This window comes from Parasphingorhabdus sp. JC815 (assembly GCF_040717415.1).
Classification (GTDB): domain Bacteria; phylum Pseudomonadota; class Alphaproteobacteria; order Sphingomonadales; family Sphingomonadaceae; genus Parasphingorhabdus.
This window is the reverse complement of sequence record NZ_JBFEFM010000001.1, coordinates 1,016,218-1,028,723: the sequence shown is the minus strand read 5'-3', so window position 1 is coordinate 1,028,723 and position 12,506 is coordinate 1,016,218. Positions and strand designations below refer to the sequence as shown.

14 protein-coding genes are annotated in these 12,506 nt (G+C 50.2%); 2 read left to right on the top strand and 12 right to left on the bottom strand.

What is annotated here, in order from left to right; genetic code table 11:
- Window positions 1–12 precede the first annotated feature (12 nt).
- The gene (locus tag AB1K62_RS04995; protein ID WP_367001734.1) at window positions 13–669 is read left to right on the top strand and encodes an MOSC domain-containing protein; all 657 of its coding nucleotides are present in this window, start codon (window positions 13–15) and stop codon (window positions 667–669) included.
- A 4-nt stretch (window positions 670–673) separates the two neighbouring features.
- Here AB1K62_RS04995 and AB1K62_RS04990 read toward each other — a convergent pair whose 3' ends face one another.
- The 11 genes from AB1K62_RS04990 to AB1K62_RS04940 all read right to left on the bottom strand — a co-directional run bounded on the left by AB1K62_RS04990 (window position 674) and on the right by AB1K62_RS04940 (window position 8,755).
- Window positions 674–1,621 carry a hemolysin family protein gene (locus tag AB1K62_RS04990; RefSeq protein ID WP_367001733.1) on the bottom strand — a complete coding sequence of 316 codons (948 nt, stop codon included), beginning with the start codon at window positions 1,619–1,621 and terminating at the stop codon, window positions 674–676.
- A 21-nt stretch (window positions 1,622–1,642) separates the two neighbouring features.
- Window positions 1,643–2,152 (bottom strand): rRNA maturation RNase YbeY, encoded by a 510-nt coding sequence (ybeY, locus tag AB1K62_RS04985; RefSeq protein WP_367001731.1) that lies wholly within the window; start codon window positions 2,150–2,152, stop codon window positions 1,643–1,645.
- The gene (locus AB1K62_RS04980) at window positions 2,139–3,167 is read right to left on the bottom strand and encodes a PhoH family protein (protein WP_367001729.1); all 1,029 of its coding nucleotides are present in this window, start codon (window positions 3,165–3,167) and stop codon (window positions 2,139–2,141) included. The genes ybeY and AB1K62_RS04980 overlap by 14 nt, the downstream gene beginning before the upstream one ends.
- Window positions 3,167–4,504 carry a tRNA (N6-isopentenyl adenosine(37)-C2)-methylthiotransferase MiaB gene (gene miaB, locus AB1K62_RS04975; RefSeq protein ID WP_367002065.1) on the bottom strand — a complete coding sequence of 446 codons (1,338 nt, stop codon included), beginning with the start codon at window positions 4,502–4,504 and terminating at the stop codon, window positions 3,167–3,169. Before miaB ends, AB1K62_RS04980 begins: the two co-directional genes overlap by 1 nt.
- A gap of 9 nt (window positions 4,505–4,513) precedes the next feature.
- Window positions 4,514–5,314, bottom strand: coding sequence for a lysophospholipid acyltransferase family protein (locus AB1K62_RS04970; RefSeq protein ID WP_367001728.1), 801 nt, complete (start codon window positions 5,312–5,314; stop codon window positions 4,514–4,516).
- The gene (locus AB1K62_RS04965) at window positions 5,286–5,708 is read right to left on the bottom strand and encodes a Fur family transcriptional regulator (RefSeq protein WP_367001727.1); all 423 of its coding nucleotides are present in this window, start codon (window positions 5,706–5,708) and stop codon (window positions 5,286–5,288) included. Before AB1K62_RS04965 ends, AB1K62_RS04970 begins: the two co-directional genes overlap by 29 nt.
- Window positions 5,709–5,826: 118 nt before the next feature.
- On the bottom strand, window positions 5,827–6,246 hold the full coding sequence (locus tag AB1K62_RS04960; RefSeq protein ID WP_367001726.1) for a MucR family transcriptional regulator: 420 nt from the start codon (window positions 6,244–6,246) through the stop codon (window positions 5,827–5,829).
- Between the two features lie 134 nt (window positions 6,247–6,380).
- Window positions 6,381–6,893: a ribosomal protein S18-alanine N-acetyltransferase gene (gene rimI / locus AB1K62_RS04955; protein WP_367001725.1), complete on the bottom strand. Its 513-nt coding sequence runs from the start codon at window positions 6,891–6,893 to the stop codon at window positions 6,381–6,383.
- 4 nt (window positions 6,894–6,897) lie between these two features.
- A complete protein-coding gene (gene tsaB / locus AB1K62_RS04950) occupies window positions 6,898–7,530 on the bottom strand; it encodes a tRNA (adenosine(37)-N6)-threonylcarbamoyltransferase complex dimerization subunit type 1 TsaB (RefSeq protein ID WP_367001724.1) in 633 nt (210 codons plus the stop codon).
- Between the two features lie 15 nt (window positions 7,531–7,545).
- Window positions 7,546–8,139: a malonic semialdehyde reductase gene (locus tag AB1K62_RS04945; RefSeq protein WP_367001722.1), complete on the bottom strand. Its 594-nt coding sequence runs from the start codon at window positions 8,137–8,139 to the stop codon at window positions 7,546–7,548.
- A gap of 43 nt (window positions 8,140–8,182) precedes the next feature.
- Window positions 8,183–8,755 (bottom strand): NifU family protein, encoded by a 573-nt coding sequence (locus AB1K62_RS04940; protein ID WP_367001719.1) that lies wholly within the window; start codon window positions 8,753–8,755, stop codon window positions 8,183–8,185.
- 175 nt (window positions 8,756–8,930) lie between these two features.
- Here AB1K62_RS04940 and AB1K62_RS04935 point away from each other — a divergent pair, with 175 nt between their 5' ends.
- Window positions 8,931–11,858, top strand: a complete 2,928-nt coding sequence (locus AB1K62_RS04935; protein WP_367001718.1) for an insulinase family protein — start codon at window positions 8,931–8,933, stop codon at window positions 11,856–11,858.
- A gap of 32 nt (window positions 11,859–11,890) precedes the next feature.
- Here AB1K62_RS04935 and AB1K62_RS04930 read toward each other — a convergent pair whose 3' ends face one another.
- Entirely contained in the window at window positions 11,891–12,499 is a 609-nt protein-coding gene (locus tag AB1K62_RS04930; protein ID WP_367001717.1) for a peroxiredoxin family protein, read from the bottom strand.
- Between the last annotated feature and the right edge of the window lie 7 nt (window positions 12,500–12,506).

Here is a 12,506-nt window from a genome sequence, read left to right as displayed (position 1 = left end):
AGATATAAATTGATGATGATAGTAACATCGCTCGACGCCTTGCTCATCGGCATGCCGAAATTATTTCGTGAAGATGGCGAGATGAGCGCCATTGTAAAACATCCGGTAACAGAGGCAATCGAACTGGGGCCGTTCGGTTTTGTCGGCAATCAGGTCGGTGATCTATTGCACCACGGCGGGCGCGACAAAGCCGTGCATCTTTATCCGCTGGAGCATTATGATTTCTGGAAACAGAAATACCCCGGACTGGATATTCTGGAGAAACCCGGCGCGTTCGGAGAAAATCTTAGCTGCACCGGAATGACCGAGGACCGGTTGCATCTGGGCGATATTTTCCGGTTGGGCGAAGCGGTGATCGAATGTAGCCATGCGCGGCAACCGTGCTGGAAACTCAATCACCATTTTGGCCATAAAGATGTCATGAAAACGGTAATCAAGACGACCAGATCGGGCAGCTATTTCCGCGTGCTGCAACCGGGCATCGTGCGCGCAGGCGACCGGTTAATCCAGATAGACCGCCAGCATGACGACTGGCCGTTAACACGCCTGTTCAAGCTGATCATTGGCGGTGAACATAAAGGGCAGGGCGCTGAACTGGAAAAACTGTCCACAATGCCCGCATTGGCAGAAACGTGGCGTAAGCGAGCGGCGCAATTGGCCGCTCACTAATCATTTATGCGTCAGGGGTATTTATTTCTGGCGGTAACAGACGCAGTTTCGTCACACGCCGGTCATCTGCTTCCGTAATTTCCAGTTGCCAGCCGCTGGGGTGGGGCAATATTTCACCGGTTTTGGGAATATGCCCGGCGAGAACGAAAGACAGGCCGCCGATTGTGTCGACATCCTCGTCAATTTCCGCCAGCGCCGGATTGATTTCACGGCCAACATGAACCAGCTCTGCCCGGGCGTCGGCTTCCCAAATCCCACTGTCCAATTGTTTCAGCATCGGGACAGGCTCGTCATCATGCTCATCCTCGATATCGCCGACAATTTCTTCGACAATATCCTCAATCGTAACGAGACCTTCTGTGCCGTTATATTCATCAAAAATAATGGCCAGATGAATACGCGTCGCCCGCATTTCGGCAAGCAGATCCAGCACGCCCATGGATTCGGGCACAAAGCGCGGTTGGCGCAGATAGGGAGTGATGTCTGTAGGCGGTGTTCCGCCTTTGGCAACCAGCGCAAATATATCCTTGATATGGATCATGCCAATGATTGTATCGAGGTCATTGCGGTAAACCGGAATGCGGCTATGCCCGTGTTCAGAAAATATCTCGACATATTCGCTGAACGGTGCGCTTTCCTCGATCGCGATTATGTCGGCGCGGGGAACGGCAATATCGTCAACGCGGTGGTCGCTGAAATGAAGCAAATTACGCAGCATTTCCACTTCAACCTGTGAAATGTCAGTAATGCCGTTTTTGGAGCTATCCCCGTCATTCTCATGTTCGTCAATGACTTCTTCGAGTTGCGCGCGTAGCGAATTATCTTCCGCTTCCCCGAAAACCAAGGCTTTCAGGTTGCGCCATATTCGCCCGGGTTCGTCATCCTCGCCACGGGAAGCAGGCGATGATCGTCCTACAGCTCCGTTGCTATTTGTATCGGTATCCTCTGACATATTAATATTCTTGGTCACTTTTCATATATGTTGTTCGATATAGGGATTGGCAATACCCAGATTTTGTAACGCTTTAATTTCCAGCGCTTCCATTATCAAAGCATCTGATTCTTGCTCATGATCATGGCCCAATAGATGTAAAACGCCGTGAACCAGCAGATGCGATGCGTGGTCCTCCATAGGAATGGCTTTTTCCTGCGCTTCGTTCTGGCAAATATCATAAGCCATTATAATATCACCGAGCAAGACTTCGCCGTCATCACTGTTGGACAGGCCATCAAGCAGATCATAAGGCACCATGGGGAAAGACAGGACGTTGGTCGGTTTGTCTTTGCCACGATAAGCCAGGTTCAACTGCTGGACTTCTTCATTGCCAGAGAGCTTGATACTGATTTCCAGCGCAAAATTACGATCAGCCAAGCCGCCGTAGGAAGATACAGACAGCGCAGCTTTTGCAGCTTCCTCGCTTCGTTTCTGCCAATCAATTCCGTTTTGCCACTGCGGGCCGGTGTTCAGCTCAATCTGTAGCATCTTTGCCTTCATAGGCTTCGACAATTTTCCCGACAAGGGGATGGCGCACAACGTCCGAAGCCCCGAACCTCACCATGCTGACGCTATCAATACCGTCAAGTTTCTGGACCGCATCGGCAAGGCCGGACGTTGCCCCGTCGGGTAAATCGACCTGCTTGGGATCGCCGCAAATCACCATCCGGCTGTTCATGCCGAAACGGGTGAGGAACATCTTCATTTGCGCTGTCGTTGTGTTCTGGGCTTCGTCCAATATTACAAAGGCATCGGCCAATGTCCGGCCCCGCATGAACGCGATTGGGGCAATTTCAATTTCCCCGCTTTCAATCCGGCGTTCTACCTGCTCTGCGGGCAGCGTATCATAGAGTGCATCATATAGCGGGCGCAGGAAAGGATCGACTTTTTCTTTGAGATCACCGGGCAGAAAACCGATTTTTTCCCCGGCCTCGACCGCCGGGCGAGAGAGGATCAGGCGGTCAACCGACCCTGTCACCAATTGGGATACAGCCTGAGCCACAGCCAGATAGGTTTTACCCGTACCCGCCGGACCCAGCGCAAAAATCATATCATCACGCGCCAGCTTTTCCATATAATCGGCCTGCCGGACGGAGCGCGGAAATATCGTTTTCTTGCGCGTCCGGATCATCACTTTGGGCGGCGCAGACAGAGCATTTTTCACCTGTTTTTGCGCGCTAGCGGACTTGGTGGATTTGGCTATGCGGGGATCAGCAACCATGCTGATAATCGCTTCGACCACGGCGGTATCAATTTCCTGCCCATCTTCAAGCCGGTTATAAATGCCGACCAGAACATCGCGTGCCTGTGTCGCTGCTTCTCTGTCGCCTTCGATTTTCAGCTTGTTCCCGCGTGCAGCGATATAGACATTAAGACGGTTTTCAATCGCCACGATATTGCGGTCATATTCGCCAAACAAATCGCCCAGAATCTGGGGATCGTCAAATTCAACATCCAGAGTCAAGAGATCGGGGCTGTCGCCAGCAATGCTCTTTTTTGCCATCAGGCAGCTTCTTTCTGTGTCAGCCTGCCTTGCAAACTGTTGGGACCCGCGCTTTCGATAGTGACATCAACCATATCACCAATCGCAAGTCCGGGGGCAACGATATGAACCGACTGAAGCCACGGCGTTTTGCCGACAAGTTGCCCGTCAAGTTTGCCATTGCGTTCCAGCAATATGTCAGTGCGCCGACCCAGAGCCTGTCGATTGAAATCATGCTGTTGTTCGTTCAACAAGGCTTGCAGCCGTTGCAGTCGCTCGTCCATGACTTCCGGTGCGATTTGATCTTCCATCGTTGCAGCAGGGGTTCCGGGACGCGGTGAATATTTGAAGGAATATGCCTGCGCGTAATTGGCTTCTTTGACAACCGCCAGTGTCTCTTCAAAATCGGCATCGGTTTCGCCGGGGAAACCTACAATGAAATCACCGGATATGGCGATATCGGGTCGGGCGTCCCGCATCCTGGCAAGAATATCGAGATAGCTGTTAGTGGTGTGTGAACGGTTCATGGCTTTGAGAATCCGGTCACTGCCAGACTGCACCGGAAGATGCAGATAGGGCATTAATGCCGGAACTTCGCCATGGGCCGCAATTAACGCATCCGTCATGTCATTCGGGTGGCTGGTCGTATATCTTATCCGCTCCAGACCATCTATAGCGTCGAGCGCACGGATCAGGCCATCAAGGCCCTGTATCCGTCCCTTGTCATCTTCGCTGGTCCAGGAGTTCACATTTTGGCCGAGGAGAGTGATTTCCTTTACGCCCCCGTCAACCAGCGCGCGCGCCTCGTCGAGCAAGTCATTCCACGGGCGGGAAATTTCAGCGCCGCGAGTATAGGGAACAACACAATAGGTGCAGAATTTGTCGCATCCTTCCTGCACGGTAAGAAAGGCGGTGGGCCGGACCTGTTTCTTGCGCGTGGGCAGAGCATCGAATTTCGATGCAGCAGGCATATCTGTGTCCAGTGCCTTCTTGCCGGTTTTGGCACGCTCGATAAGCTCGGGAAGCCGGTGATAGGCTTGTGGCCCAACAACAATGTCAACACTGGGCGCACGGCGAGAGATTTCTTTTCCCTCTGCCTGTGCCACACAGCCAGCGACGGCAATCATCGGGCTTTTTCCGTCCTTGCCGCGCAAACGGCCAATATCGGAATAGACTTTTTCAGCCGCTTTTTCCCGGATATGACAGGTATTGAGCACAACCAGATCGGCGTCCTCACCGTCTGCGGCGCTTGACATGCCCTGATCGGCAAGCATTTCGGACATGCGCTCGCCATCATAGACGTTCATTTGACAGCCGAAGGATTTAATACGGTATTTTTTTGGATTGTTTCGATTCATATCCGCCATCTATACAACGGGCTTTCCGGCCTGGGAAGCGGAAAGCGCCTGAGCAATCCGCCGCTGTGCTTCTGCACTAATAGATTTCCGGTCACCAAAGTCTGAAGGATCGAACGGTTCAAGGAAATATAAGGTGGTAGGAATAATGCCAATTCGGGCAAATAACCGCTTTGCGTTAACCAAAGCCGGTTCATCGCCAACCCATGCAATTTCTTTGTTCAGTTTACCATAATCGAGCAACATGGGCTGCACCATGGTCGGCACGGGCGGCGGAGCCATCGCCTGAAATAAAGAAGGTTTGAACGGTAACAAGTCCGTCCCGTCACCCGTTGTTCCTTCCGGAAACACCGTAATCGGGTAATTTTCTTCTATGGCCTCGCGAATAATGTCAATTTGGCCATTGACCCGCATACGGTCAGTTCGCGACACAAAAATTGTCTTGTTAATGCGACATAGCCAGCCAATTACAGGCCAGTGCGCTATCCCGTCCTGCGCGACAAAAGTGCAACCGGTAACGCCCGCTATAACAGGAATATCGAACCAACTAATATGGTTGGAGACGTAAAAAACGTCCTTTTTCAGGCGTTGTCCCCGGGTTTTAATCACGGCACCGCAATTTGTGGCGACAAGCCAGAGAAAAAATCGTGGCCATGGCGATGGCAAACGAAACAGCCGCCACAAAAAATGCAGGAACAGAGATATTACCAAAGTGAAAACAATGGCCGAGATGCGTAGCCCTATGAGTAGCAGGCCAGCCACCGGGACCGAAAGCTGGTTTGCATCACTTTTTCCGGTCAGCGGATACGCCATATAGCTCCATGCGGTGATCAACCAGTCTGTAGCCTAGTTTTTCAGCTATCTGCTTTTGCAGGGATTCCAGTTCGGGATCGACAAATTCGATCACCTTGCCGGTTTCTACATCAATAAGATGATCATGATGGGATTCCGGAACCGCTTCATAGCGTGCACGCCCGTCACCAAAATCATGGCGATCAAGAATGCCGGCTTCTTCAAAAAGACGAACTGTCCGATAGACTGTAGCGATCGAGATACGCGGATCTACGGCGGTTGCGCGCTCGTGCAATGTCTCGACATCAGGATGATCATCAGCATCAGAAATCACCCGGGCAATGACGCGCCGCTGGTCCGTAATCCGCAAACCTTTTTCAGCGCATAGCTTCTCGAGATCAATTCTATCTGACATTTGCTCCATCCTGATAATGATATCTTAGTTTATCCCCAACTTACCATAAAGCAAAGGAGAATAGGGAAAAACATATGCTGTCGCGTGATAGAGTTTATCTAACGCGAACAGGCCATGATCACTTTTTTTTCTTTCGACCCAAGCCGATTGCTTTGGCCAATTCCCTACGTTGCTTGGCATAGTTGGGCGCGACCATGGGATAATCTCTCGGCAGGTCCCATTTGGCCCGATATTCGTCGGGTGTCATTCCGTAATGAGTCATCAAATGCCGTTTCAGCATTTTCAGTTTTTTGCCATCTTCCAGACAGACGATATAATCAGGTTTTATTGAGGATTTAATCGGCACAGCCGGTTCGGGGCGCTCTTGTTCCGCGGTTTTTTGGGAGAGCCCGGCTAAAGCCTCGTGAACATTTGTAATTATTAAAGGCAAATCCGAAACAGCGACGCTGTTATTTGCAACATGCGCGGCAACTATATCCGACGTCAGCGCAATCAGCATTTCATTCAGAGCGCCATCTTCTTCTGTTTTTTCTGTCATAATTATCTCAGGGAGCCGGTAAATTTCAGCTTGGTTTGTTTTAAGGAGAGGGATTCATAGGCTCATTTGCACGGACAAATTTTCTTTTCAATAGTGAACCCGTATATTATGTTTATTTCACTATAAAATTTTTATTACAAAGACTTTCTATAGGTAATTGCATCAAATTTTTGTTTCCCTTCTCCGGTATAATAAGCGCGACGTATTCCGATTTTCTGGAATCCAAGTCTTTCATACAGGTTTTGGGCAGGGTTATTGGATCGCACTTCTAAAAATACTGCGGCAACCTTATTCTTGGCGGCATCAGCTATGAGCTGTTTAAGTAAAATTAATCCAATACCTTTGTTTTGATATTGTGGATCGACCGCGATCATCAATAACTCTTCTTCACCCGCTATGTTCCGGCTTATGGTAAATCCGCATGGCTCGTTATCATAGCTGGCGATTATCAACTGGGTGCCCGGCAAGGACAGCATCGACCGGCATTGATTGTTGTTCCAGGATTCCCCGTATCGACTGGAAAAAGCCGATTGCATGATTTGCATCACAATGGCTAGCTGTCCGATATGCCCATTTTCCAGCACAAGCGAGGTGGCGGGGTCTGTGAGATTTCCCTGATTACAGAGACTAGGATGAGTTTCCGGCATGGTTTTACAACTGGCGAACCGGCTGTGCATCGGGCGGGCGGCCATAAATCGGCGTAACGGCTAAATGCCTTGACGAAAATAACAAAGAATTGGCGGCATCAGGCAGAATATTGGAATAGGTTATATCGCTGTCATCGCTAGAAAACATGTCAGCAAGGGATTGCGCCGCTGAACCTGCGAAATGATCGGCTTTTCGGTGGAGCAAAGCTGTTTCGGCTGACAGGGAAAGCAGGTCATCAATAGCTTCTCCGTCGGCACCGAAATTCTGGACAAAAAATTCACCATGGCCACCGATCATAGTAACAAAAACAGGGGCAGGGTTATTCATTCGAGATAAGGCCTGTGCAGCGACAAGATGCAGACATTGATATCCGGATATTCCTGCTTGCCAAGCCAAAGCGAGTGCTTTTGCGGCAGACAGACCGATTCGAACGCCGGTAAAGCTCCCTGGCCCACAATTGACGAGAATATGATCAGCGCGGCCCTTACCCGGTAATTGCGCGATCATCGGTATCAGTTTTTCTGCATGACCGCGGCCAATTTCTTCATAGGCGCTGCTAACCAGCCGTTCGTTGTCGAAAAGAGCAACCGAGCAAGCCGTGCTTGCCGTGTCTATGGTGAGGATGCGGCTACCCATTTTTTAAACTGGTCGTCAGATAATCATGTTGAATTTGGAAAAGTCGGGGCGGGGGCTGCGCTCGAAAATTGTTGTCGGATCGCCGTAACCGAGTGTGGAGATGAAATTTGATTTCACGCTGGGCTGATCAGCAAAAAATTCCTTGTCTACAGCATCATTGTCAAATCCCGACATCGGGCCGGTGTCGAGCCCTAATGCACGGGCGGCGAGGATGAAATACGCGCCTTGCAAGGAGCTATTCCGCATGGCGCCTACCGCGCGACCTTCTGGATCACCCTCGAACCAGCTTTTTGCATCTGTATGGGGGAAAAGCTCTGGAAGATATTCGTGAAAATCCTCATCCATGCCAATGATGACCGCGGCAGGCGCTTGAATGATTTTGTCGGGGTTTGCGCCAGTCGAGAGATCCGCAAGCCTTTGTTTGGACTCTTGGCTATGGCACCAGACAAGCCTTGCCGGTAGCATATTGGCGCTGGTCGGACCCATTTTCATCAGATCCCAGATCGCGTGAAGCTGTTCGGTGGTGACAAGTTTATCTTGATAACCGTTATATGTCCGCGCCGTTCGGAAAAGCTGGTCCAGTGCAGCATCATCAAGAGGCTGGTTCATAAAAATCCTTTGGTTTATTATCGGTTCGAGACTGGAAGTTCGGTTAAGCAGCTCTGACTTCTGTCACTTCTGGTACATAATGTTTAAGCAAGGATTCAATACCATGTTTCAACGTTGCGGTTGAGGAAGGACATCCTGCACATGCGCCCTGCATTTTCAGAAACACTGTCCCCTTGTTGAACCCGCGATATATAATATCGCCGCCGTCATTGGCCACAGCGGGGCGAACGCGGGTTTCAATCAATTCCCGGATTTGTGCAACAATGTCTGCATCTTCGGGATCATCATGGACTTCTTCCTCTGCCGGAATATGTATTTCACCCGCGGTCCCGGGCTTGAACAAAGGTAGATCAGCCGAAAAATGATCCAGCAATATGCTTAATACCTGCGGCTTGACATCAGACCAATTTGATCCGGGAGCAGCGGTCACAGAAACGAAATCCGAACCGAAAAATACGCCGGTCACATCGCCAAGGGTGAACAGCGCCTCCGCAAGTGGTGAAATTTCGGCATCTTCAGGGGATGCGAAATCTCTTGTGCCGTCAGACATGACAGTTTGACCCATCAGAAATTTGAGGGTGGATGGATTTGGGGTTTTTTCGGTTTCTATCAACATAACTCTAATGTGGGACTATTAGGCCGGGCTATCAAGCCCAAAGTGCCTTATTGCCTATATATGAGGAAACATTCAGCCGAAATGGTCCGATATGGCTTTGCGGACGATCAGATTTACGTTCTGCAACCTTTATTATTCATTGGCTAGTAAGATGCGGCCTGTTTATAACTGCGCTATGAACAAATATCATAGCGCATCTGCCTGTTTTATTGCCGGCATCTCCTTATTCGCTGGAGCACTATCATCTAGCTTTACTGTGCCATTCGTAGCGCACGCACAGGATATTCAGACCGAAGCAAGCACCGCGCAGAAGCCGTGGTTATATGAAGGCAGCAATGTTCCCGTTGATAAAAGCTGGACATTCGGTGTGCTTGATAACGGCCTGCGCTATGCGGTTAAAAATAACGGTGTTCCGCCGGGACAGGTCTCGATCCGGGTCCGTATGGATGTCGGATCTTTGATGGAGCAGGACCATGAGCAGGGCTTTGCCCATTTTATGGAACATCTATCATTCCGAGGCTCGGAATATGTGCCTGACGGAGAAGCGAAACGGATATGGCAACGGCTGGGCGCGACTTTTGGTAGCGACAGCAACGCAGAGACGACCCCGACTCAGACCGTCTATAAGCTTGACCTACCGGATGCCAATCCGGGCAGCCTTGACGAAAGTGTGAAAATTATATCCGGTATGATCAGCAAGCCGGGCCTGAATGCCGCTGCAATAAATGCCGAACGACCAGTTGTAATGGCCGAGCTACGGGAACGCGAAGGGCCGCAATCCAAATTGCAGGATGCAACCCGTGAATTATTTTTTGCAGGGCAGCGTCTGGCCACACGGGCGCCGATAGGCACGATGAAAACATTGAAAGCTGCTAAGCCGGACATGTTGAAGGATTTTCATAATCGCTGGTATCGACCGGAAAATACGGTGATTGTAATCGCCGGTGATGGTGATCCAGAGGTTTTTGAAGCATTAATCAAAAAACATTTTTCCGATTGGCGGGTAGCAGGCGATCCGGGTGTTGCTCCTGCATTTGGTGATCCTGATCCCAGCGCAGATATTAGCAGAGTGATGATCCAGCCCACTTTGCCTCGGTTCATAACTATGGCCACAGTCCGCCCATGGCGGCAGGTTGATGATACTATCGCATATAATCAGCAATTGCTGATCGACTTGCTCGCTTTGCAAATGATTAACCGTCGCCTTGAATCACGGGCGAGGGCAGGGGGAAGCTATCTTCAGGCGAATGTGAGCCAGGAAGATGTCAGTCGCTCTGTTGATGGAACCTTTGTCAATATTGTACCCTTGGGTGATGATTGGGTTTCTGCGCTTCGTGATGTGCGCGCTGTTATCGCAGATGCAACGACACATGCGCCGTCAGAAGCCGATATTGAACGGGAAATCTCCGAATTTGATGCTGCTCTTGCTATCGGGGTCGAGGGCTATTCCACCGAGGCTGCGCGAAAACAAGCCGATAATATTATAAATGCTGTGGATATTAGAGAAACCGTGGCGACACCGCAAACGGCGCTCGACGTATTTCGGAATATGCGCGATCTTTATACTCCGCAAAGATTGCTGGAATCGACACAAAAACTGTTTGATGGTGTCGCGACGCGGGCGTTGATGTCATCACCGACGGTTGTGGAAAAGGGCAAAGTCGAGCTTGCTAAACTATTAAGCGAAAAGGTTACTGCGGCGGACAATGCGCGTGTCGAACAGGCGCAACTTGGCTTTGACGCACTGCCACAGATTGGAACAAAGGGAAGGGTTGTTTTGTCCGAGAATATCAAACGGTTTGAGATTGAAAAATTGATCTTGTCCAACGGTGTTCGGGTGCTGTTATTTCCCAATACTGCCGAGCGTAACAAAATCATGGTCAATGCGCGCTTTGGTAAAGGCTATAGCGGCCTGAACGCCAATGAAGAAGGGTTGGCATGGACAGGCGGAATGGCATTGATGGCTAGCGGTATTGGTAAGCTGGGCCAGGAAGGACTAGATAAAATTACCACTGGTCGGCGCATCGGCTTAAAGTTCGATATTGACGATGATGCGTTTGAGATAAAAGCAGACACAAGACCTGCTGATCTTGAGGATCAACTACATTTGATCGCTGCGAAATTACAATATCCTCGCTGGGATGAAGCGCCGGTTATACGCGGCAAAGCCGCGGCCTTGATCGGTTATGACAGTTTCTCAGCCTCGCCACAGGCAGTGCTGAATCGCGATCTGGAATGGCTTGTTCGTGGCAAGGACCCACGGTGGAAAACTCCCGATAAGGACGATTTCAATGCTTTGACACCAGAGAAGTTCAAAGAGTTTTGGGAACCGATTTTGGCCAGAGGTCCCGTTGAACTGATGTTATTTGGTGATTTTGACCGGGATGAGGCGATGGAGGCGGTGTTGAAAACCTTTGGCGCGCTTCGCAAGCGACCGGTTGATAAAATAACGGATGGCTCCGTGTCGCCACAGTTTCCCAAACCTAATGGAACCCCTGAAATCCTGATACACAAGGGCGGTAAAGAACGTGCGGCGGCTTTGATTGCCTGGCCGACCGGCGGTGGGTTGGAGAATATTCGCGAAAGCCGTAAGCTTGAGGTGCTGGCTTCAATCTTTAACGACCGGATGTTTGAAATATTGCGGTCCAAACAAGGCGCTAGCTATAGTCCGCAGGTTATCAATAACTGGCCGACTTCGTTTAAGACAGGTGGCTATATCAGCGCATCCAGCCAGTTGACGCCGGAAAATATAGACCGATTTTATGGCGTGGCGGAAGAGATCGCCAAGGATTTACGCGAGAATCCGGTTAGCCCCGATGAGTTGCAGCGGGTCGTCGAACCGCTCCGCCAGCTCATATCAAGAGCCAGCAGTGGTAATAGTTTCTGGATGAGCCAATTGGAGGGCGCCAGTCTTGATCCGCAAAAGTTTATCTCACTGGGTTCTCTGTTAAGTGATTATACGGTGATAACGCCCGAGGAAGTGCAGCAACTGGCGCAAAAATATCTGAAAGATTCAACTCAATGGAAATTGCTGGTGCTGCCAGAGGGGAGCAGTAAAGCCTCAGCCGCTAATGATAGTGCTCAGGTCAGCGGATTCAGATAGGTCAAGCCTATAGCATGGGTTTTAGCCGATATTTAAATGGCGTCCACCATGGCCAGAATTTGGTCATTGCTGGGGCGCTTGGTATAATCACCGGACACTGATTTCCCGGTAATCGTGCCATTTTTATCGACTATAATGATAGAGGCATAAGGAACACCAACAGCTTCCCCTTCGGTATATTGCGGGTCGCGCAGGCCAAAAGCATCTATTGCGGCAGAGCTTTCATCAGACAACATTTTATAGTCCAGCATCTGGTTCTTTAAGAAACGATCCTGACTCTCGGCGCTGTCATAGCTTATGCCATATAAATTATAACCGCGCTGTTCCAGATTACTGGCGATTTCACCTAAGCCTTTTAACTGCGACTGGCAAAAGGGGCACCATTTCACTGACCGGGTGAATATCAGCACCGCCGGACCATCTTTCAGCACATTTGCCAAAGTTGTTTCACCGTCAGTTGTAGCAAATTTTGCTTGTAAAGGGACTGTCTCACCAATGGCCAGTCCGACATCTATCGTCGGCACTGTGTCAGCTTCCGGAGCTGTGGTTTGTTCCGCTTCACTGGTATCGGCTCGATTTTCATTGTCTGAGCATGACGCAAGGACAAGGGCCGTGACGAAAATAAGGGCGTTTCGTGTCATAATATGG

Excerpts from the sequence above, each read along its gene's own strand:
- AB1K62_RS04995 (WP_367001734.1), top strand. The coding sequence starts at position 13 with ATGATGATAGTAACATCGCTCGACGCCTTGCTCATCGGCATGCCGAAA.
- AB1K62_RS04990 (WP_367001733.1), bottom strand. The coding sequence starts at position 1,621 with ATGTCAGAGGATACCGATACAAATAGCAACGGAGCTGTAGGACGATCA.
- ybeY (WP_367001731.1), bottom strand. The coding sequence starts at position 2,152 with ATGCTACAGATTGAGCTGAACACCGGCCCGCAGTGGCAAAACGGAATT.
- AB1K62_RS04980 (WP_367001729.1), bottom strand. The coding sequence starts at position 3,167 with ATGGCAAAAAAGAGCATTGCTGGCGACAGCCCCGATCTCTTGACTCTG.
- miaB (WP_367002065.1), bottom strand. The coding sequence starts at position 4,504 with ATGAATCGAAACAATCCAAAAAAATACCGTATTAAATCCTTCGGCTGT.
- AB1K62_RS04970 (WP_367001728.1), bottom strand. The coding sequence starts at position 5,314 with ATGGCGTATCCGCTGACCGGAAAAAGTGATGCAAACCAGCTTTCGGTC.
- AB1K62_RS04965 (WP_367001727.1), bottom strand. The coding sequence starts at position 5,708 with ATGTCAGATAGAATTGATCTCGAGAAGCTATGCGCTGAAAAAGGTTTG.
- AB1K62_RS04960 (WP_367001726.1), bottom strand. The coding sequence starts at position 6,246 with ATGACAGAAAAAACAGAAGAAGATGGCGCTCTGAATGAAATGCTGATT.
- rimI (WP_367001725.1), bottom strand. The coding sequence starts at position 6,893 with ATGCCGGAAACTCATCCTAGTCTCTGTAATCAGGGAAATCTCACAGAC.
- tsaB (WP_367001724.1), bottom strand. The coding sequence starts at position 7,530 with ATGGGTAGCCGCATCCTCACCATAGACACGGCAAGCACGGCTTGCTCG.
- AB1K62_RS04945 (WP_367001722.1), bottom strand. The coding sequence starts at position 8,139 with ATGAACCAGCCTCTTGATGATGCTGCACTGGACCAGCTTTTCCGAACG.
- AB1K62_RS04940 (WP_367001719.1), bottom strand. The coding sequence starts at position 8,755 with ATGTTGATAGAAACCGAAAAAACCCCAAATCCATCCACCCTCAAATTT.
- AB1K62_RS04935 (WP_367001718.1), top strand. The coding sequence starts at position 8,931 with ATGAACAAATATCATAGCGCATCTGCCTGTTTTATTGCCGGCATCTCC.
- AB1K62_RS04930 (WP_367001717.1), bottom strand. The coding sequence starts at position 12,499 with ATGACACGAAACGCCCTTATTTTCGTCACGGCCCTTGTCCTTGCGTCA.